Source organism: Ruegeria sp. (assembly GCF_965243365.1).
Lineage (GTDB): Bacteria > Pseudomonadota > Alphaproteobacteria > Rhodobacterales > Rhodobacteraceae > Ruegeria.
The window spans coordinates 1,783,327-1,803,323 of sequence record NZ_CBDEUW010000002.1; the positions used below are offsets into that span (position 1 = coordinate 1,783,327).

The window sequence follows — 19,997 nt, forward strand, 5'->3', positions numbered from 1 at the left end:
TCAGTTCAGGCCCGGATGCATGGCCTGCGCCATTTTCGAAATTGCCTGAATATTTGCAGGCCCGGGTGTCAGTTCTTCGTAACGCAAGCCGATCCAGCGTTCGTTCTTGACCGCATCGATTTGCGACATCACGGGATGATCCTTGAGGAACTGGAACGTATCCGCTGCGCTCTGACCGCCCTGATAGTCCAGCAGAACAAGGAATTCCGGGTTCGCGGCGGCGACGGCCTCCCACGAGGTGCGACCCCAGCTTGTGTCCATGTCATGGGTGACATTTGTACCGCCCGCGGCGGAAATCATGGCGTCGGGAATGGCGAACTTGCCAGCCGTAAAGGGCGCGTCCGCAGGGCCGTCCAGCAAGAAGACGCGGGGTTTTTCCAGCTTGGAGGTTTGGGCTTCGATGTTGCCCAGTTCATCTTTCCAGCCGGTTACCAGTGTTTCGGCTTTGTCTTCAACATGCATAACTTTGCCCAGGCGCAGGACGTCATCAAACAACAGGTCCATGCTGGCAACGGGGCGGTCCTTGTTCAGATGCACACAGCTTTCGGTCAGGACCATGGTCTTGATGCCAAACGGGGCCAATGTGTCCGGAGTTACGTCACCGCCCGGCTTCATTCCATAGTACCAGCCCGCAAAGAACATATCCGGTTCGACTGCAACAAGGTTTTCAACCGTCGGGTATTTCGGCGCAAGCTCGGGGATATCACCACGCATCTCGTCGAAATCCGGGCTGGTCTTATACCACCCGGTGATGCCGGTCAGGCCAACAACCTTGTCCTGCAGACCAAGGGCAAAGACCATATCGGTCATGTTCATATCATGGACAACGATCCGTTCGGGCGCGGCATCAAAAACCAGAGGTTCGCCGCAATTGTCGACCGTGATCTCATGCGCCAAAGCACCGGTTGCCATGGTTGTGGCCAAAGCCGCGGAACAGAGGTGTTTCATTCAGTAAAGCTCCTTGTTTGATTTGTGATTGAAGTTTTTCGGATATCCAGAGCCGGGACCACACGGCCTTCGTGGTGAAAACACAAGTAATCCACGCCAAATGTGTCGCGAACCCTGTCAGCGGTCAGCACATCGGCAACCGGGCCAAAGCCGGTTAGCCGGGTGCTTTTCATCAGTGCCACATGGGTGGCGAATTCGGGGATCATTACCAGATCATGCACGATCATCACCACCGTTATGCCCAGATCGGCAACCAGTGACAGCATCCGCCCTTTGGCATCCGGATCCAGATGGTTGGTCGGTTCGTCCAGAAACAAAAGCGACGGGTTTTGCGCCAATGCGCGCGCAATATGCGCCCGCTGGCGCTCGCCCCCCGACAGCACGGCCATCCGTTTGTCCGCCAGCAGGTCAAGCCCTGTAAGATGTAAAATCCTGTCCAGATCTTCAGCGTGCTCCTCGGCCGAGCGGTCTGCCCTGATGGGAATCTGCCCCAGAGCCACATAGTCTCGCAGCATCAGCCTGCCGTCCGGAAATTCCTGTTGGCTGACGGTGGCCATCACCCGCGCGCGCTCATGTGCCGACATCTCTTTGAGGCTGCGCCCGTTCACGAGCACATCCCCCTGAGACAGCTCGGCCGCACCACACAGTAGGTTCAAAAGCGTTGTCTTTCCCGCGCCGTTTGGTCCGGCGATGGCCAATATGGCCCCTTCATCCAGTTCGAAAGATGCGCCTTGCAGAAGCATGTCCCCGTTTAGTGCATAATATTCAAGGTCGAGCGCAATCAGGAAAGCCGGGTTCGTCATGGAAGCTCCTCCATTTCCAGCGGGGGCATGCGCGACAGAGTTTTTGTGTACAGGGCTCGAGGACGTTCGGTCGCGCTGGTCCAGCCATCCGCGCTGTCGCAATACTGCTGCGCGAACTCAGCCAGTGCATCAAGGTCTCGCGCGTCCTGAATATCTCCAAACAGATACTGCGCTTTTCCGGAGGCCTGAAACCCAACCGTTCTAGGCGTGTCGCAGCCTGCCATGCAGTCAACCATGCGAATGGCGAAGCCCGAGGGCAAATTCGCGGCTAACCCGTCGCGCAGATTTTCAACCGGAAGCGTCCCTTTGCAGGCCGCACAAACAAGCAGGTAGTGATCGGGAATACTCGACATGATGTGCTTCGCTTACCGTCGATTTACAGGTATTGCAATGTTATAACGTAACCAAAGCATCAGCCTAGGTTCGTATTGGGATGTCCCATTATTGCCAATAATGCAAAAGGAATAGAGGTGATCAGTCGCCCTTAGCATCGCCCTCTCCGCTTGGTACCAAGCGCGGGCAGAAGGTGCAGGTTATGTCAACACGTATGCAACGTGCCATCAAAGCCTCCTTCCAGGACGCCCCGCCCCGGGTTGGTTGAACATGTGATGGCAGGTCTCCTGACTTGCGGGTCGATGCTCGGCCATCCTTCCCGACCCTCTGGGCCAGTGGGTGTTTGGCGTCGCTCACCGCTTACAGTTGCGGGGGCAGTCACGGACTTGGCGCCAATCGGCAAACCTCACCGTATTCCCTTTTCATCCCTTGGGCGCACCATCGGGAACCATCAAGGGATTGCTTGCCTGAGTTAACCCGACGCGTCAACGCAAAATCCTGGAGGAGTTCTGATTTAACCCATTTCCCATCGCGGCCTGTTGCGGACGTATACAGATGCGCAGCCGCAAAGCGATCAGATTGCAGTGATATTTCGGGGATTTGGTGCCCAGGAGAGGACTCGAACCTCCACGTCCATACGGACACTAGCACCTGAAGCTAGCGCGTCTACCAATTCCGCCACCTGGGCAGGTGTCGTGGAGGGGCGTTTAAGCCCACCGGCCAGAAGCGTCAACAGGATTCGGACAGAATTTTGAAAGTTTTTTGACCTGCCTGTAAAAGCCCCCGCTCTGCATGGATATTTTCCAGCGCGCGCGGCGTTATTGCGCCTTGTTCCCTGCGTTCTGGAGCGGTAGATCGAACTAAGACCTACTCAGCAGGAGCCCCATCATGTCCAAAATGGTCACGATTTACGGTGGATCAGGATTTGTCGGCCGTTACATCACGCGGCGCATGGCAAACGAAGGCTGGCGTGTGCGGGTCGCTGTGCGGCGGCCCAATGAGGCGATGTTCGTCAAGCCCTATGGTGTTGTTGGCCAGGTCGAGCCGGTTCTGTGCAATATCCGTGATGATGCCTCTGTCGCGGCGGCAATGCACGGCGTTGATGCGGTGGTCAACTGCGTGGGTGTCCTGAACGAATTGGGCAAGAACGAGTTTGACGCCGTACAGGCCGAAGGGGCTGAGCGTGTTGCGCGTTTGGCCGCGCAGCAGGGTGTGGCCCGGATGGTGCATATCTCGGCAATCGGAGCTGACGCAGAGTCGGATAGCACCTATTCCCGCACCAAAGCGGCCGGTGAGGCCTGTGTTCTGGAGCATATGCCGAATGCGGTCATTCTGCGCCCGTCGGTGATTTTCGGAACGGAAGATCAGTTCTTCAACCGCTTCGCCACAATGACACGTTTTGGGCCGTTACTGCCCCTGGTCGGGGCTGAGACCCGGTTCCAACCGGTTTACGTGGACGACGTCGCGCAGGCTGCCGTTCAAGGTGTATTGGGTCAGGCGACTGCGGGCATCTATGAGCTGGGTGGCCCCGAAACCAAAAGTTTCCGCGCGTTGATGCAGCAGATGCTGGATGTCATTCACCGGCGTCGTATTATTGTTGGCCTGCCATTCTGGGTTGGCAAAATCATGGCCGGCGTTCTGGATATCGTGAAGTTTGTCAGCTTTCAGCTTTTCCCGAACCACATCCTGACCAAGGACCAACTGAAGAACCTGCGCCGCGATAATGTCGTTTCCGAAGATGCCAGAACATTTGCGGACTTGGGAATTGAACCGACAGCGCTGGAATCGGTCCTGCCAGAGTATCTTTGGAAGTTCCGCCCGTCGGGTCAGTATGACGACATTCAGAACTCGGCCAAGAACCTGAAAATCTGATCAGCCATAGGCGATCGTCAGCAGTATCACACCCAGAATGACCCGGTAGATCACGTAGGGTGTGAAACTGACACTGCGCAGCAGGCGCATCATCAGGCTAAGGGCCAGCAATGCCGAGAAAAAGGCGAAGATGGCCGCGATCGCACCGTCTTTGGCAAGTTGCGCGTCAGCTTCTCGGATCACATCCAGCGACAGCAGCGCCCCCGAGGCAAGTATCGTCGGGATCGACATCAGCATGGCAATCCGGGCCCCGTCTTCCCGTGTGTATCCAAGCTGCCGTGCGCCGGTGATTGTAATGCCTGAACGGGATGTGCCGGGGATCAGGGCCAGGACCTGCCACAGCCCCATGATCACGGCATCTTTTGGTCCCCAGTCTTCGGCCTTCTTGGTCTGAGCGCCTCTTTGGTCCATCCAGTAAAGCAGAAGGCCGAACCCCAGCATCGTCCAGCCGATCACCGCGACAGAGCGCATGGCATGGCTTAGACCTGTGGTATGCAGGATCGCGCCAGCGACGACGGTGGGAATCGTTGCGATGATTAAGGACAAGGCAAGGCGGGATTGCGGTGTGTCCATCCGTCCGGTTAGCGCTTTGGGTAATCCGATAAGCGCCTGTTTCACGTCCGTCCAGAAATACAGAATAACCGCCCCGAGGGTGCCGACATGCACTGCCACATCGATGGCCAACCCTTGATCATCCAGGCCGGTCAGGCTGGGCAGCAAGATCAGGTGGCCCGAGGATGAGATCGGCAAAAATTCAGTTATTCCCTGAATGATTGCCACGAGAATCAGCTGGAATAGACTCATCTGCTCTGCCGTGCCGTTGTCATGCATTCTTTGATTTTTATGGGTATAAGCGTGATGACCGAAAGGGAAGTGCTCAAATAGGTCCGTATCGGACATAATTTCGAAGGCAATTCCTTTAGAATTTCGGGCGCCAGCATAAATTTTAGGCATTTAGGTCAGCATATATGACTTTTCATCTGTAAGGTCATCTCGTAAAGAGGTCCGATCAAGCCAATTCATGGAGTCTGACCCGTGGCCAAGCAACCGATGCTGAAATTTGTGCAGATCGACCGCGTCATGCCTGAAAAGCGTGCCGCACGTGACCGCAAGGAAGACTTTGACGAAATCTACGCTGAGTTCGCCGCTGAGAAGGCAGCGGAACAGGCCAGCCGATGCAGCCAGTGTGGGGTTCCATATTGCCAATCCCATTGCCCGTTGCACAACAATATTCCCGATTGGCTGAACCTGACTGCGACAGGCCGGCTGGAAGAGGCGTATCAGACCAGTCAGGCGACCAATACCTTCCCCGAGATTTGTGGCCGCATCTGCCCGCAGGACCGCCTGTGCGAAGGCAATTGCGTGATTGAGCAGTCAGGTCATGGCACTGTCACCATTGGCACCATCGAGAAATACATCACCGACACCGCTTGGGACAAAGGTTGGGTCAAGCCCGCCACGCCCGCAGCCGAACGTGGAGAAAGCGTGGGCATCATCGGCGGCGGCCCCGGCGGGTTGGCAGCCGCAGATTTGCTGCGCCGTGCGGGGGTGCAGGTCACAGTATATGACCGTTATGACCGGGCCGGTGGCCTTTTGATGTATGGCATTCCGGGCTTCAAGCTAGAGAAAGACATCGTCCAGCGCCGCAACGACTTGCTGGCTGATGGTGGTGTGGAATTCGTTCTGAACTGCGACGTGGATGCCAGCAAGTTTGAAGAGATTCGCGCCAAACATGACGCGGTTATCATTGCAACGGGGGTCTACAAGTCGCGCGATCTGTCCATGCCCGGCAGCGGGCTGGGCGGGATTGAAAAGGCTATCGACTTCCTGACCGCCTCGAACCGCAAAAGTTTTGGCGATGCGGTTGAGGATTTTGACAACGGACGCCTGAATGCAGCCGGTAAGAAAGTTGTGGTGATCGGCGGCGGTGATACCGCGATGGACTGCGTGCGCACTTCGGTCCGCCAGGGCGCGACCTCGGTCAAATGCCTGTATCGCCGCGACCGTGCCAACATGCCCGGCTCGCAGCGCGAAACGCAGAATGCCGAGGAAGAAGGCGTGATCTTTGAATGGCTGAGCGCGCCCAAGGGGTTCACCGGCGATGACAGGGTCTCTGGCGTGATGGTGCAAAAGATGCGTCTGGGGCAGCCCGATGCGTCGGGTCGCCAGGCCCCCGAAGTCATTGAGGGCGCGGACTACGTCGAAGAAGCGGATCTTGTGATCAAGGCGCTGGGTTTCGAGCCCGAAGATCTGCCCACCCTGTTTGGTCAACCCGACCTGCCGGTGACCCGTTGGGGCACCGTCAAGGCTGCGTTCCAGACCGGTGAGACCGAGATGGACGGTGTCTACGCCATTGGGGACATCGTGCGCGGCGCTTCTCTGGTGGTCTGGGCGATCCGCGACGGTCGGGATTGTGCCGAAGCGGTCATTGACCGGTTCAATACCAAGGCAGCCATCGCAGCCGAGTAGCCCAACGCCCAGCGACAGGAGGGTCAGATATGCCCGAATTGCAAGGCCAATGTATGTGCGGTGCGGTCACCGTAACCGCCACCCCGGCGAAAGACTCGCTGGGTGCGTGCCATTGCGACCAGTGTCGCCGCTGGACCAGCTCGATGCTGGTGACCTTTCAGGCCGAGCCTGGCTATGCCGCTTTGGGCCCGGTCAAAACCTTCACCTCGTCCGATTGGGCCGAGCGCGCTTTCTGCGCGGATTGCGGCTCGGCGCTGTGGTACCGGATCACGCTTCCGGGTGAGATGCACGGACATACTCAAATCGCAGCGGGTCTGTTCGAAGACACAGGCAACCCGCTGCAACTGGAACTTTATATCGACAAGAAGCCCGACGGGTATGCGTTCGCAGGCGAGCGCAGGCAAATGACCAAAGCAGAGGTCGAAGCCATGTTTGCCCTGCCGGAAGAAGGAGACAACCAATGACCAAATATGATGCCGATTGGGTGCGCGCCGAAGAAACCAAGCGCAAATGGATGGCGGAAAACGGTCTCTATTCCGAGGAAGAAGAGCATTCTTCCTGCGGTGTCGGGCTTGTGGTGTCGGTTGACGGCAAGAAAAGCCGCAAGGTTGTTGACGCAGGGATCGATGCGCTCAAGGCGATCTGGCACCGGGGCGCTGTGGATGCGGATGGCAAAACGGGTGATGGGGCCGGTATCCATGTGCAGATCCCTGTACGTTTCTTCTATGATCAGATCCGCCGTACCGGGCATGAGCCCAATCTGAACGAATTGATCGCAGTTGGTCAGGTTTTTCTGCCGCGCACCGATTTCGGCGCGCAGGAGACCTGCCGGACTATTGTTGAGACCGAAGTTCTGCGGATGGGGTATTACATCTATGGCTGGCGTCACGTGCCTGTCGATGTGACCTGTTTGGGCGAAAAGGCCAACGCGACCCGGCCCGAGATCGAGCAGATTCTGATCTCGAATTCCAAAGGCGTGGATGAGGACACGTTCGAGCGTGAGCTCTACGTCATCCGCCGCCGCATCGAAAAGGCTGCGGCTGCGGCGGGTGTCGGCGGATTGTATATCGCCTCGCTCAGCTGCCGGTCCATTATCTACAAAGGAATGATGCTGGCCGAACAGGTGGCCGTCTTCTACCCCGACCTGATGGACGAACGCTTTGAATCGGCCTTTGCTATCTATCACCAGCGGTATTCGACCAACACGTTCCCGCAATGGTGGCTCGCTCAACCCTTCCGGATGCTTGCCCATAACGGGGAAATCAACACGCTGAGAGGCAACGTAAACTGGATGAAAAGCCATGAGATCCGCATGGCCTCGGCATCCTTTGGGGACCACGCCGAAGATATCAAACCGATTATCGCGGGCGGTTCGTCGGATTCGGCCGCATTAGACTCGGTTTTTGAGGTTCTGGTGCGCGCTGGCCGTTCTGCCCCGATGGCGAAGACCATGCTGGTCCCGGAAAGCTGGTCCAAGCAGGCGGTCGAGCTGCCGCAAGCATGGCGCGACATGTATTCCTACTGCAACTCGGTGATGGAGCCGTGGGATGGCCCTGCCGCTCTGGCCATGACCGATGGTCGTTGGGTGTGTGCCGGGCTCGACCGGAACGGCCTGCGCCCGATGCGGTACGTGGTGACAGGCGATGGTCTGGTCATCGCCGGGTCCGAGGCGGGTATGGTGCCCATTGATGAGGCCAGCGTGGCCGAAAAAGGCGCGCTTGGCCCGGGGCAGATGCTGGCCGTCGACATGAAAAAGGGCAAGCTGTACCGGGATACCCAAATCAAGAACAAACTTGCGCGCGCCTTGCCGTTTGGCAACTGGGTCAGCAAGATCAATGATCTGGACGATACGCTGGCTGGCGTGACCGAAAAGCCCATGTTCAAGGGTGAAGAGTTGCGTAAACGGCAGATCGCGGCGGGCTATTCGGTTGAGGAACTGGAGCAGATCCTCGCCCCGATGGCCGAAGATGGCAAAGAAGCGCTGGCCTCGATGGGGGATGACACGCCTTCGGCAGTTCTGTCCAAGCAATACCGCCCGCTTAGCCATTTCTTCCGCCAGAACTTCAGTCAGGTGACCAACCCGCCGATTGACAGTCTGCGCGAATACCGCGTGATGTCGCTGAAAACACGGTTTGCCAATCTCAAGAACGTGCTGGACGAAGACAGCAGCCAGACCGAGATCATCGTGCTGGAAAGCCCCTTTGTCGGGAACTCTCAGTGGGAAACTCTGGTTGAGAATTTCGATGCCCCGCTGGCCGTGATCGATTGCAGCTTTGAACCGGGCGCAGGTAACCTGGATGCCGCTTTGATCCGTATTAGAGCCGAAGCAGAGGAAGCCGTGCGCTCGGGCGCCGGGCATCTGGTGCTGACGGATCAGTATTCCGGCCCCGGCAAGGTTGCGGTGCCGATGATATTGGCAACAAGTGCCGTGCATTCACACCTGACCCGTCAGGGGCTACGCACGTTCTGCTCGCTCAACGTGCGTTCGGCCGAGTGCATTGACCCGCATTACTTTGCCGTTCTGATCGGCTGTGGTGCGACGGTGGTGAACGCTTATCTGGCCGAGGATTCGCTGGCTGACCGGATCGAGAGGGGGTTGCTGGACGGTTCCTTGACCGAGAACGTTGCACGCTATCGCGAGGCCATTGATCAGGGTTTGCTCAAGATCATGGCCAAGATGGGGATTTCGGTGATTTCCTCCTACCGAGGAGGCCTGAATTTTGAGGCGGTAGGCCTTAGTCGCGCCATGGTGGCCGAGTATTTCCCGGGCATGACCAGCCGCATCTCGGGCATCGGTATCCACGGTATCCGGGTCAAGGCAGAAGAGATTCACGCCAAGGGCTGGGACAGCGGTCTGGACGTATTGCCCATCGGCGGTTTCTACAAGGCGCGTAAGTCGGGTGAGACCCACGCGTGGGAAGCGACCTCGATGCATATGATGCAAATGGCCTGTAACAGAGCCTCATACGAGCTGTGGAAGCAATATTCGGCCAAGATGCAATCGAACCCGCCGATCCACCTGCGTGATCTGATGGATTTCAAACCATTGGGCAAGCCGGTGCCGATTGAAGAGGTCGAGTCGATCACCTCAATCCGCAAACGTTTTGTCACCCCGGGCATGTCGCTGGGCGCGCTGAGCCCCGAGGCGCACAAGACGCTGAACGTGGCGATGAACCGGATTGGTGCAAAGTCTGACTCGGGTGAAGGTGGGGAAGATCCTGCGCACTTCGTACCGGAGCCAAATGGCGACAACCCGTCGGCCAAGATCAAACAGGTGGCTTCGGGCCGCTTCGGCGTGACCGCCGAGTATCTGAACCAGTGTGAAGAGCTGGAGATCAAGGTCGCCCAAGGCGCGAAACCCGGTGAGGGCGGTCAGCTGCCCGGAATGAAAGTCACCGACCTGATCGCGCGTCTGCGGCATTCGACCAAGGGTGTGACACTGATCTCACCGCCGCCGCACCACGACATCTATTCGATCGAGGACCTGGCGCAGCTGATCTATGACCTCAAGCAGATCAACCCGCGCTGTAAGGTTACGGTGAAACTGGTGGCGTCTTCGGGCGTTGGCACGATTGCAGCCGGTGTGGCCAAGGCCAAGGCGGATGTCATTCTGATCTCGGGCCACAACGGTGGTACCGGGGCGTCGCCCGCGACCTCGATCAAATATGCGGGTCTGCCGTGGGAGATGGGCCTAACCGAGGCGCATCAGGTTCTGGCGATGAACAACCTGCGCGACCGCGTGACCTTGCGGACCGATGGTGGTCTGCGCACCGGGCGTGACATCGTCATGGCCGCCATGATGGGGGCTGAGGAATACGGTATCGGCACCGCCGCGCTGATCGCCATGGGCTGTATCATGGTACGTCAGTGCCAGTCGAACACCTGCCCGGTTGGCGTGTGTACGCAGGACGAAAGCCTGCGTGCCAAGTTCACCGGTAACGCGGACAAAGTTGTGAACCTGATCACGTTCTACGCGCAGGAAGTGCGCGAAGTCCTCGCCAGCCTCGGTGCGCGGTCAGTGGATGAGATCATCGGGCGTGCTGATCTGCTGGCTCAGGTCAGCCGGGGCTCGGCGCATCTGGACGATCTGGACCTCAACCCGCTGCTGATCACGGTCGATGGGGCGCATGACATTGTTTATGACCGTGACAAGGATCGAAATGCGGTGCCGGATACCTTGGATGCCGAAATCGTCCGCGATGCGGCGCGCTTCCTGAAAGACGGCGAGAAGATGCAGCTGTCCTATGCGATCCAGAACACCCACCGGACCGTGGGCACCCGTGTCTCCAGCCATATCGTGCAGAATTTCGGGATGCGGAACACGTTCCAGGACGACCACCTGCATGTGAAACTGCAAGGTTCTGCTGGTCAGTCACTGGGGGCATTTGCCGCTCCGGGCCTAAAGCTGGAGGTCTCTGGCGATGCCAACGACTATGTCGGTAAGGGCCTGTCGGGCGGTACCATTGTGGTGCGCCCACCGCAGGTCAGCCCGCTGAAGGCGGATGACAACACAATCATTGGCAACACGGTTCTTTATGGCGCTACCGATGGCCATCTGTTTGCGGCGGGCCGCGCGGGTGAGCGGTTTGCGGTACGGAACTCGGGTGCGACGGTTGTGATCGAGGGCTGCGGCTCGAACGGGTGCGAATACATGACCGGCGGTATTGCGGTCATTCTGGGAGAGATTGGCGCAAACTTCGGGGCCGGCATGACAGGCGGAATGGCCTATCTGTACGACCCCGGTGAATTGGCCGAAAGGCTGATGAACACGGAGACACTGGTGACCTGCCCGGTGACGGTGGATCATTGGGAAGGCCAGTTGAAAGCCCTCATCGAACGTCACGCCGCAGAGACCGGCAGCCGGAAGGCGGCTGACATTCTGCAGCATTGGGAAGTTGAGAAAAGCAACTTCCTGCAGGTCTGCCCGAAGGAGATGCTAAATAAGCTGCCTCATCCTTTGGCGGTGGAAACGGCGGCCGTACCGGCAGAATAAGCTTGTCCTAGCTGAAAATTGTGGCCCCGCGTGTCCTGATCGACACGCGGGGCTTGGTCATTTTGGCGGCGTTCCACGCAATTTCTTGCCCGGCAGAGCAAAATCCGCCTAATTTCGTTTACAGTTTCTTGTGAAGTTCCCGGCATTCTATGTGCTGGGAGATGTTATAGAAGTGGAGTATTCAAGTGCCCACCACCTATACGGACCAGTTCTTTCTCATTGACCCTGCCAATCCGGGGGCCAATGGCACGGTGCCTGGATCGACGCTGAGTGTCACAAGCCTGAATCTTGTTGATGAAAACGATGACGGCTTGATCAATCGGTTGAACAACGACTCGGTCGACGGCTCGGACATCACCGCGTCCTATTTCAATGACATGGTCACCATCCAATTGGCCAACGGCACCCAGGTTACCTATACAGGGGTAACTTTCTATCTAGCGGATGGTCGCGAAGTCTTTACGCCGACGGATGGATCGGTGTTGCAGGACGGTACGTTTGTATCCTCGTCCTTTACCGATACCAGCGATTCCGGTGGTTCATTCGGGTCGATTGACCCCACCACCGGCGGCGATCTGGGTCCGCCTTGCTTTACCGCTGGCACGCTGATCGATACGCCCGAGGGGCCGCGTGCGGTCGAAGAGCTGAATGTCGGGGATCTGGTGATCACTCAGGATCGTGGGGCGCAGCCATTGCTATGGGTCGGCAGCACAACCGTTGCGGCCGAAGGGAAATTTGCGCCGATTCAGTTTCAGGCCGGGATGTTTGGTTTGACCGAGCCACTATTGGTGTCTCCGCAACATAGGATGTTGGTCGATGACTGGCGTGCGCAGTATCTTTATGGCCAGCCGGAAGTTCTGATCGCTGCTCATTGCATGGTAAACGGGGAAACGGTGACTCGGGTGGAAGGCGGCACAGTCGAGTATTTTCATTTGCTGTTTGCACAGCACGAAATCATTACGGCCAACGGTGCCAAAACCGAAAGCTATTTCCCCGGTCATGCGGTCACGCAATCCGAACGCAGAACGCAGGCTGAAATTCTGGCGCTATTTCCGGAACTCGACCGGGATGGCGTTCAAGAGCTGAAAACCGCACGTCCGGTTGTTCACCCGCGCGAGGGGCGGTTGATCGCGATATAAGCCGTTTCAAACGGGCGCGGTGCGGCGTATAGCTTGGGTATGGCAAAGAAAGCAGTCCGCAAGAAAAGCGGAAAGAAAAACAAGGCATCAAAGGCAAAATCGACCCTGCCGCTTGGCCAACGGATTCGGCGCTGGGCCATTCGGGCTGTATTGGGTGTGGCTGCCGTGTTTGTCGCGCTGGTTTTACTGTATTCGGTTGTGAACCCTCCGGTCACGCATACGATCTGGACGGAATGGCGCCGCCTTGGCAAGGTTGAACGGGACTGGGTGCCTATCGAACAGATATCCCCCATCATGGCGCGATCGGTTGTCGCGGCCGAGGATGCGAATTTCTGTCTGCATTGGGGATTTGACGTCGAGGCCATCCGGGACGCGCTGGAGGATGGTGGTACGCGTGGGGCATCGACGCTGTCGCAACAGGTGGTCAAGAACGTGTTCCTGTGGCAGGGGCGCAGTTGGATACGCAAGGCGCTGGAAACGTCGATGACTCCGGTAGTGGAACTGTTTTGGAGTAAACAGCGCATTCTTGAGGTCTATTTGAACGTGGCCGAGACCGGGAATGGCGTCTTTGGGGTCGAGGCTGCGGCACAGCAAAATTTCGGTGTCAGTGCTGAGAATATGACGCCAACACAGGCGGCCCGGATCGCAGCTATCCTACCGTCGCCGCGCAATCGGTCGGTGACCGACCCCTCGGTTTTCACGCGAAGGCGGGCTGCATCCATACTGGAAGGGGCGGCCACCATCCGCGCAGATGGTCGCGCAGATTGTTTCGAGGATTGAAACCTGGCCCCGACCGAGGCTAAAGCTGAAAAGGTAGTCTCTGGTTCGATTGGAAATCCATGGCGCGTCTGTTTCACGTCCCCCTGTCCCCCTATTGCCGCAAAGTGCGCCTGTCTCTGGCTGAGAAAAAGATCGAGGTCGAACTGGTGGAGGAAAGGTATTGGGAACAGGATCCGGATTTTCTACGCCGGAATCCGGCTGGAAAGGTTCCGGTTTTGCGCCTGGATGGGCGTGTCATGTCGGAAAGCGCTGCGATTTGTGAGTATATTGAAGAGACCCGCCCTGAGCCCCCTTTGATGCCGAAACAGCCGGAAGCGCGGTACGAAGTTCGGCGCCTGGTGGGCTGGTTTGATGACAAGTTTCACCACGAGGTGACCTCGAAGCTGCTATATGAGCGGGTTAACAAGAAAGTAACCGGTCAGGGTTATCCGGACAGCAAGAACGTTAAGGAAGGCGCGCGGGCGATAAAGTATCATCTGGACTACATGGCCTGGCTGCTGGATCACCGGCGTTGGCTGGCAGGAGACCAGATGACATTGGCGGATTTTGCTGCCGCCGCGCATCTGTCGGCGTTGGATTACATATCTGACGTGGATTGGAACCGGAATATCGCGGTCAAGGATTGGTACGCCAAGATCAAGTCCCGCCCGGCGTTTCGGGCTATTCTGGCAGATCAGGTGCCTGGCTTTCGGCCACCGCCCCATTACGCGGATCTTGATTTTTGATAGGGTGGTAGAGGGGGCTGTCTGCCCCCTCTTGGCCCATTGGGCCAATTCACCCCTGAGGATATTTTGGGCCAGATGAAGAATGGATCGGAGTTGAAGGACAGGCTTGTGGAGCAGGCGCTGTCCGAGGGGTTTGTCTCGTGCCGGGTGTGCAGGCCATGGGATGTGCCCGAGGTTCCGAGACGATTGGCGGCGTTTGTTGCGTCCGGATTCCACGGCCAGATGGGGTGGATGGCTGAGCGGATGCATTGGCGCGGAGATCCTGCTGCGTTGTGGCCCGAGGCGCGCTCGGTCGTGATGTTGGCCGAAAGCTATACGCCTGAGCATGACCCGCTGGAGGTGTTGGACTACCCGGACCGCGCCGCGATTTCTGTTTATGCGCAGAACAAGGACTATCACGATCTGGTCAAGAAGCGGCTCAAGCGGCTGGCGCGGTGGTTGATCGCCGAGGCCGGGGGTGAGGTGAAAGTGTTTGTGGACACTGCGCCGGTGCCCGAAAAGGCACTGGGTCACGCGGCGGGGTTGGGGTGGCAAGGTAAACACACGAACCTTGTCAGCCGCGATTGGGGAAATTGGGCCTTTTTAGGGTCTGTTTTTACCACTTTGGATTTGCCTGCTGACATGGCAGAGGTGGATCACTGCGGGTCGTGCCGTGCCTGTTTGGATGTCTGCCCGACAGATGCATTTCCGGCGCCTTATCAGTTGGATGCGCGACGTTGTATTTCCTACCTGACGATCGAACATAAGGGGCCTGTGGACGAAGAGTTACGCGGCAAGCTGGGAAACCGGATTTACGGCTGCGATGATTGTCTGGCCGCGTGTCCGTGGAACAAGTTTGCCGTCAAGGCCAGCGACATGCGCTATGCGGCGCGTGAGGATTTGATCGCGCCTAGGCTTTCTGAGCTTGCGGTTTTGGATGATGCGGGGTTTCGGGCGAAATTCTCGGGGTCGCCAATCAAGCGGATTGGGCGGGACCGATTTGTGCGCAATGTGCTGTATGCGATTGGGAACTCGGGCAAGCGCGGCCTTTTGCCTGTTGCGCAGGGTTTGACCGAAGACGGGGATCCGGCTGTTGCTGATGCAGCACGCTGGGCGGTGGAACAGCTGGAATAAATGCCGCAAACAGGCTGGACGCGCTGCGTTTAGCCGCTACACCCGATCCAGGCGAATGGATGGAGGACCCTATGGCTTTGGCTTTGGGTGTGGACACCGGCGGAACCTATACGGACGCCGTTCTGGTTCGGGATGAAGAAGAGGTCGTGGCATCGGCCAAGTCTTTGACGACGCGAGAAGATCTGGCGATCGGGGTCGGCAATGCCATTTCTGCTGTGTTGGAGGACGCCAAGGTTGCGCCAGACAAGATTGCGTTGGCATCCTTGTCGACCACATTGGCCACGAATGCTTTGGTCGAGGGGCAAGGCGGGCGCGTGGCATTGGTTTATGTCGGTTTCCGGGACGGTGATCTGGAAAAGCATGGCTTGAAGGATGCGTTGAAGGGCGACCCGGCTTTGATCTTGTCGGGCGGCCATAACCATGCGGGAAATGAGGCGGCGTCGTTGGATACAGCTGCCTTGTTGGCTTTTTTAGACTCACATTCTGGGATATCCGGTTATGCCGTCGCGGCGCAGTTTGCGACGCGGAATCCGTCGCATGAGTTAGAGGTTGCTCGGATTATTGCAGAGCATACGGGCGTTCCGGTCACTTGTTCACACCAATTGTCGGCCAAGTTGAACGGACCAAAACGGGCTGTGACTGCGGTGTTGAATGCGCGCCTGATTGGGATGATCGACCGATTGATCGGGCGGGCGCAGGACAGGTTGCACGAGCTTGGAATCACCGCACCGATGATGGTCGTGCGTGGCGACGGCGCGCTGATGAGCGCCGAGCAGGCCCGGGAACGCCCGATTGAGACCATTCTAAGCGGGCCTGCGGCCTCGATTGTCGGGGCGCGATGGTTAACCGGGGTCGAGAACGCTCTGGTATCCGATATCGGTGGGACCACCACTGACGTGGCCTTGATCCGGGATGGCAAGCCGGCGATTGATCCGGCAGGAGCTCGGGTAGGTGGGTTCCGCACCATGGTCGAAGCGGTCGCGATGCGCACGCACGGTCTGGGGGGCGACAGTCAGGTCCATGTTGAGGTTCAGGGTCTGAATGGGGGCTTGTTTCTTGGCCCTCGCCGGGTTCTGCCCGTGTCGCTGATTGCGGTAGAGGCGCCCGAGGTTGTGCATGCCGCACTGGATGAACAACTGCGTGCGACCACGGTAGGAGAGCATGATACCCGCTTTGCGCGCTGTGTCCCGGGCGTATCAGCCGACGGTGTGGGTGCCCGCGAAGCCATGTTGCTGGAACGCATCGGAGATCGAGTCTTGCCGCTGAGCAAGCTGTTGCAGAATCGCATGGAGAACGGAGCGTTAAACCGGTTGGTGGATCGGGGGATTGTGCAGGTTTCGGGTGTGACGCCATCGGATGCCAGCCACGTTCTGGGGCGTTTAGCGGAATGGGATGGCGCGGCTGCAACCAAAGCGCTGGAATTGATCGCGCGCAAGCGGGTTGGTTCGGGTGAGTTGTTGGCGAAATCGCCAGAGCAATTGGCGCAGATGATCATTGATCAGCTTACAGAGCAAACCAGTTTGACCTTATTAGAGGCTGCTTTTTCCGAAGAAACAGACAATTTTGGCGTCGATCCTCATGAATTGGCGCGCCATGTGCTGACGCAGCGTGGTTTGGTGCGGCATCGCGGTTTGCTGGCGCTGGACGCGGCCCTGAATGTGGATGTGGTGGGTTTGGGCGCGTCTGCCCCCAGCTATTACACGGCCGTTGGCAATCGGTTGCGTTGCAACATGATCCTTCCCGAACATGCCGGGGTGGCCAACGCGATTGGGGCGGTTGTGGGGCGGCTGACTTTGCGGCGCGCGGGTACGGTCACGGTGCCGTCCGAAGGTCGTTTTCGCGTTCATCTTGAGGATGGCCCGCAGGATTTCGGTGATGCGGACTCGGCGCTTGATATGCTGGAAACCGTATTGCGCCACGAAACCGAGAAATCTGTGCGCGAGGCGGGGGCCGAGGACATCCACGTGATTGTGGATCGGGATATTCGTACCGCACAGATCGAAGGCAAAGACGTGTTTGTCGAAGCACTTGTTACAATCGAAGCCAGCGGCCGCCCGAGGGTGGCCGCCGGTTGATTTCAGGCCTTACTCGGCTGCGTCCACCCGTTTGGGCAGAACCCAATCGGGGCGAGGGAAGTGGCAGGTATAGCCGTTGGGGATGCGTTCAAGATAATCCTGGTGCTCGGGCTCGGCTTCCCAGAATTCGCCGACGGGCTCATGTTCGGTTACGACCCTGCCGGGCCAGAGGCCGCTGGCATTTACGTCTGCGATGGTGTCCAGAGCGACCTGTTTCTGTGCGTCATCCACATAGTAAATGGCGGACCGATAACTCATTCCACGATCATTGCCCTGACGATTTACCGTCGTCGGGTCGTGAATCTGGAAGAAGAACTCCAGCAATTTGCGATATGAAATCTGCGCAGGGTCGAACCAGATCTCGATCCCCTCGGCATGGGTGCCGTGGTTGCGATAGGTGGCATTGGGCACGTCACCGCCGGTATAGCCGACGCGGGTGCGCGAGACGCCGGGAAGTTTGCGGATCAGGTCCTGCATGCCCCAAAAGCAGCCACCGGCCAGAACAGCGCGTTCTTCGGTCATCAGATATCCTCCACATGGATCAGGTATTCGCCGTAACCTTCGGCCTCCATCTCGTCACGATGGATGAACCGCAGGGCGGCAGAGTTAATGCAATAGCGCAGCCCACCGTGTTCGCGCGGACCGTCCGGAAACACATGCCCCAGATGGCTGTCGCCATGTTTCGAGCGGACTTCGGTCCGGATCATGCCAAGGGTGGCGTCGCGAAACTCTTCCACATGCGCGTGGATGATGGGTTTGGTAAAGCTGGGCCAGCCGCAACCGGATTCGTATTTATGGGTCGAGGCAAACAGCGGTTCGCCTGAGACGATGTCCACGTAAATGCCCGGTTCTTTGTTGTTCAGATACTTCCCGGTGCCGGGGCGTTCGGTGCCGCTGCGCTGGGTGACGTGAAACTCTTCGGGTGAGAGGGCGGCGATGGCCTCGGGGTCTTTGGTATACTGGGTCATGGCTCCTCCGGTGAATTTGGGTTGGCACAGTAGATGGTGATTGCGCGCTGAAAGCAAAGGCTTGTTTCAGGTGCCTCGCGGAGTCGTGCGTATCGTCAGGCAGGATTTGCCGCAGGTTGCCGCGAAAGTTGTACCGCAAGAATGCCCAGCGTTGTTATTCCAACACCGATTACATCCATTGGACCCAGCTTTTCACCCAACAGGGCGGCAGCTATGGCAACACCGAACACAGGGTTCAAAAAATGAAAGGTCGCGGCACGTATCGCGCCAATTCGGTTCAGCAGCGTGAACCAGATCAGCGTGGCCAACAGGCCCGGAAACAGCGTCGTGTAGATGAAGGCCAGCGCAAGCGGAACGGTTGGATGGATATAGATCGTCTCGAACAGCGGAGCAGCGACAAACAGCGTGGCTGAGCCCACGAACATCTGCAGGCCCACTACCATCATGAAATTCCCGCCTGATGTCGCTCCGCGCACTGCCAGCGTGGCGAAGGTCAAGGCCAAAGCTGCCATGCCGCAAAGCGCGACACCGAACATGTCGACCCCGGCGCTGATTCGGCTGCTCATAATCAGTGCAACGCCTGCAAAGCCTGCCAAAAGGCCCGCGATTCCCATCGCACGCAACTTCTCACCCAGCAGCAGCCAACCGGTCAGAGCCACCAGTAGAGGCATGGTTGAGGCGATTATTGCTGCGACCGAAGCCTCGACGGTTTGCATCGCATAGAAGTTCAGACCCAGATACAGGGCATTTTGACAAATTCCAAATAGGATCGTGGCCCGCCATTGATCCCGCGTCAGATGCCAGCTTTGCCCCATAGCCCGTGCGATCGCGACGCCGATCACGCCTGAAATCAGAAACCGAAGCGCCAGCGAAAATAGCGGCGAGGCATCTGCAACAATGATGCGTGCCGACGTAAATGCAGAAGACCAGATCAGGGCAAAGCTCAGCCCCATGGCGATAGCGCGCAGATCCATGGAGCCCCCCTTGTCCCGTCGCCGGGACTGTTCCTGATTTTCCGACAAGCCGCAAGTATGGCGCGCAAATGGGCTGCAAGAAGACCGGAGTTTGAACTTTCACTAAGCGGTGCTGCCAACGAGGATCAAATGCTCATTGTTTTGCGAGCAAAGCCGACATTGAGGTTTGCCCCAGCGCAAGCTAGGCAATGCTCAAGCGATTTCTCAACGTGAGGAAATAAGTTGGCGGAAATTCCTGTACGGTCTTCACTCATATTTCTTTTTGCCTTGCGGGCCTGTGATCACGGTCATGAAGTATTGCTGTTGAAGCGAACTCAGACATTGGCTGGTGAATGGTCGCATATCTCCGGGCGCATGGAGGATCACGAAAAGGCCTGGGAAACTGCTTTGCGTGAGCTAAAGGAAGAAACCGGGCTTGAGGCGCAAAGGTTCTATTCCAGCGATATTTGCGAAACATACTACGGGGCGACCCAGAATGTCATCAACATCGCACCTGTGTTTGTTGCCTACGTCGACGAAACTGCCAAGGTCACCCTGAACTTTGAACACAGCGCTTATCGCTGGGTGCGATTTGAGGATGCTGTTGAGATGGTCCCCTATGGTGGTCAGAGGCGAATTCTGCGCCAGATTGAAGAGGATTTCTCGAAACGTTCCCCAAGCAAGCATTTCGAAATTGATATTTCCAAGGCGGGTACAAAAGCTGCGCGCTGATCGAATTGCACGACATCATCGGCGCCGAAAAGACAGTTCAGAGAACGCCGACTTTGTCATTCAAACGCGCAAAGAAAAAGGGCCCCCAAACGGC

17 protein-coding genes, 1 tRNA gene and 1 riboswitch are annotated in these 19,997 nt (G+C 57.8%); of the genes, 10 read left to right on the forward strand and 8 right to left on the reverse strand.

The window, feature by feature from the left end; translation table 11 throughout:
• From ACP0GE_RS12510 to ACP0GE_RS12525, 4 genes are all read right to left on the reverse strand, one after another.
• The gene (locus tag ACP0GE_RS12510) at positions 1–948 is read right to left on the reverse strand and encodes an ABC transporter substrate-binding protein (protein WP_424832270.1); all 948 of its coding nucleotides are present in this window, start codon (positions 946–948) and stop codon (positions 1–3) included.
• Positions 945–1,751, reverse strand: a complete 807-nt coding sequence (locus ACP0GE_RS12515; protein WP_424832271.1) for an ABC transporter ATP-binding protein — start codon at positions 1,749–1,751, stop codon at positions 945–947. The genes ACP0GE_RS12510 and ACP0GE_RS12515 overlap by 4 nt, the downstream gene beginning before the upstream one ends.
• A complete protein-coding gene (locus ACP0GE_RS12520; protein WP_424832272.1) occupies positions 1,748–2,104 on the reverse strand; it encodes a DUF1636 family protein in 357 nt (118 codons plus the stop codon). Before ACP0GE_RS12520 ends, ACP0GE_RS12515 begins: the two co-directional genes overlap by 4 nt.
• Before the next feature lie 240 nt (positions 2,105–2,344).
• Positions 2,345–2,552: riboswitch (cobalamin riboswitch) on the reverse strand.
• Between the two features lie 133 nt (positions 2,553–2,685).
• Positions 2,686–2,772 (reverse strand) — tRNA-Leu (locus ACP0GE_RS12525).
• 200 nt (positions 2,773–2,972) lie between these two features.
• Here ACP0GE_RS12525 and ACP0GE_RS12530 point away from each other — a divergent pair.
• Complete coding sequence (locus ACP0GE_RS12530) at positions 2,973–3,956, forward strand: complex I NDUFA9 subunit family protein (protein WP_424832273.1); 984 nt, start codon at positions 2,973–2,975, stop codon at positions 3,954–3,956.
• Here the strand turns inward: ACP0GE_RS12530 and ACP0GE_RS12535 are convergent, their stop codons facing one another.
• Entirely contained in the window at positions 3,957–4,760 is an 804-nt protein-coding gene (locus tag ACP0GE_RS12535) for an undecaprenyl-diphosphate phosphatase (RefSeq protein WP_424832274.1), read from the reverse strand. It lies immediately after the preceding gene.
• Positions 4,761–4,991: 231 nt separating this feature from the next.
• On the opposite strand from ACP0GE_RS12535, the gene ACP0GE_RS12540 reads away from it, so the two are divergent.
• The 8 genes from ACP0GE_RS12540 to ACP0GE_RS12575 all read left to right on the forward strand — a co-directional run bounded on the left by ACP0GE_RS12540 (position 4,992) and on the right by ACP0GE_RS12575 (position 17,250).
• A complete protein-coding gene (locus ACP0GE_RS12540) occupies positions 4,992–6,425 on the forward strand; it encodes an NAD(P)-dependent oxidoreductase (protein ID WP_424832275.1) in 1,434 nt (477 codons plus the stop codon).
• A gap of 29 nt (positions 6,426–6,454) precedes the next feature.
• A complete protein-coding gene (locus ACP0GE_RS12545) occupies positions 6,455–6,889 on the forward strand; it encodes a GFA family protein (RefSeq protein WP_424832276.1) in 435 nt (144 codons plus the stop codon).
• Complete coding sequence (gene gltB, locus ACP0GE_RS12550; protein WP_424832277.1) at positions 6,886–11,418, forward strand: glutamate synthase large subunit; 4,533 nt, start codon at positions 6,886–6,888, stop codon at positions 11,416–11,418. Before ACP0GE_RS12545 ends, gltB begins: the two co-directional genes overlap by 4 nt.
• A 185-nt stretch (positions 11,419–11,603) precedes the next feature.
• On the forward strand, positions 11,604–12,557 hold the full coding sequence (locus tag ACP0GE_RS12555; protein ID WP_424832278.1) for a Hint domain-containing protein: 954 nt from the start codon (positions 11,604–11,606) through the stop codon (positions 12,555–12,557).
• A 39-nt stretch (positions 12,558–12,596) separates the two neighbouring features.
• Positions 12,597–13,337, forward strand: a complete 741-nt coding sequence (mtgA, locus tag ACP0GE_RS12560; RefSeq protein ID WP_424832279.1) for a monofunctional biosynthetic peptidoglycan transglycosylase — start codon at positions 12,597–12,599, stop codon at positions 13,335–13,337.
• A gap of 59 nt (positions 13,338–13,396) precedes the next feature.
• On the forward strand, positions 13,397–14,062 hold the full coding sequence (locus ACP0GE_RS12565; RefSeq protein WP_424832280.1) for a glutathione S-transferase family protein: 666 nt from the start codon (positions 13,397–13,399) through the stop codon (positions 14,060–14,062).
• A gap of 75 nt (positions 14,063–14,137) precedes the next feature.
• Positions 14,138–15,175, forward strand: coding sequence for a tRNA epoxyqueuosine(34) reductase QueG (gene queG, locus ACP0GE_RS12570; protein WP_424832281.1), 1,038 nt, complete (start codon positions 14,138–14,140; stop codon positions 15,173–15,175).
• 71 nt (positions 15,176–15,246) lie between these two features.
• Entirely contained in the window at positions 15,247–17,250 is a 2,004-nt protein-coding gene (locus ACP0GE_RS12575) for a hydantoinase/oxoprolinase family protein (RefSeq protein WP_424833850.1), read from the forward strand.
• A 9-nt stretch (positions 17,251–17,259) separates the two neighbouring features.
• Here ACP0GE_RS12575 and msrA read toward each other — a convergent pair whose 3' ends face one another.
• The 3 genes from msrA to ACP0GE_RS12590 all read right to left on the reverse strand — a co-directional run bounded on the left by msrA (position 17,260) and on the right by ACP0GE_RS12590 (position 19,192).
• Entirely contained in the window at positions 17,260–17,772 is a 513-nt protein-coding gene (msrA, locus tag ACP0GE_RS12580) for a peptide-methionine (S)-S-oxide reductase MsrA (protein ID WP_424832282.1), read from the reverse strand.
• Entirely contained in the window at positions 17,772–18,218 is a 447-nt protein-coding gene (msrB, locus tag ACP0GE_RS12585; RefSeq protein WP_424832283.1) for a peptide-methionine (R)-S-oxide reductase MsrB, read from the reverse strand. The genes msrA and msrB overlap by 1 nt, the downstream gene beginning before the upstream one ends.
• Before the next feature lie 95 nt (positions 18,219–18,313).
• The gene (locus ACP0GE_RS12590) at positions 18,314–19,192 is read right to left on the reverse strand and encodes a DMT family transporter (RefSeq protein WP_424832284.1); all 879 of its coding nucleotides are present in this window, start codon (positions 19,190–19,192) and stop codon (positions 18,314–18,316) included.
• A gap of 222 nt (positions 19,193–19,414) precedes the next feature.
• Between ACP0GE_RS12590 and ACP0GE_RS12595 the strand changes: the two genes are divergently transcribed.
• Positions 19,415–19,903, forward strand: a complete 489-nt coding sequence (locus tag ACP0GE_RS12595; protein ID WP_424832285.1) for an NUDIX hydrolase — start codon at positions 19,415–19,417, stop codon at positions 19,901–19,903.
• Positions 19,904–19,997: the final 94 nt, after the last annotated feature.

What these genes read in the sequence shown, in the direction of transcription:
- ACP0GE_RS12515 (WP_424832271.1), bottom strand. Translation starts at nt 1,751, where the DNA reads ATGACGAACCCGGCTTTCCTGATTGCGCTCGACCTTGAATATTATGCA.
- ACP0GE_RS12545 (WP_424832276.1), top strand. Translation starts at nt 6,455, where the DNA reads ATGCCCGAATTGCAAGGCCAATGTATGTGCGGTGCGGTCACCGTAACC.
- ACP0GE_RS12535 (WP_424832274.1), bottom strand. Translation starts at nt 4,760, where the DNA reads ATGAGTCTATTCCAGCTGATTCTCGTGGCAATCATTCAGGGAATAACT.
- gltB (WP_424832277.1), top strand. Translation starts at nt 6,886, where the DNA reads ATGACCAAATATGATGCCGATTGGGTGCGCGCCGAAGAAACCAAGCGC.
- mtgA (WP_424832279.1), top strand. Translation starts at nt 12,597, where the DNA reads ATGGCAAAGAAAGCAGTCCGCAAGAAAAGCGGAAAGAAAAACAAGGCA.
- ACP0GE_RS12590 (WP_424832284.1), bottom strand. Translation starts at nt 19,192, where the DNA reads ATGGATCTGCGCGCTATCGCCATGGGGCTGAGCTTTGCCCTGATCTGG.
- ACP0GE_RS12510 (WP_424832270.1), bottom strand. Translation starts at nt 948, where the DNA reads ATGAAACACCTCTGTTCCGCGGCTTTGGCCACAACCATGGCAACCGGT.
- ACP0GE_RS12520 (WP_424832272.1), bottom strand. Translation starts at nt 2,104, where the DNA reads ATGTCGAGTATTCCCGATCACTACCTGCTTGTTTGTGCGGCCTGCAAA.
- ACP0GE_RS12530 (WP_424832273.1), top strand. Translation starts at nt 2,973, where the DNA reads ATGTCCAAAATGGTCACGATTTACGGTGGATCAGGATTTGTCGGCCGT.
- msrA (WP_424832282.1), bottom strand. Translation starts at nt 17,772, where the DNA reads ATGACCGAAGAACGCGCTGTTCTGGCCGGTGGCTGCTTTTGGGGCATG.
- msrB (WP_424832283.1), bottom strand. Translation starts at nt 18,218, where the DNA reads ATGACCCAGTATACCAAAGACCCCGAGGCCATCGCCGCCCTCTCACCC.
- ACP0GE_RS12565 (WP_424832280.1), top strand. Translation starts at nt 13,397, where the DNA reads ATGGCGCGTCTGTTTCACGTCCCCCTGTCCCCCTATTGCCGCAAAGTG.
- queG (WP_424832281.1), top strand. Translation starts at nt 14,138, where the DNA reads ATGAAGAATGGATCGGAGTTGAAGGACAGGCTTGTGGAGCAGGCGCTG.
- ACP0GE_RS12575 (WP_424833850.1), top strand. Translation starts at nt 15,247, where the DNA reads ATGGCTTTGGCTTTGGGTGTGGACACCGGCGGAACCTATACGGACGCC.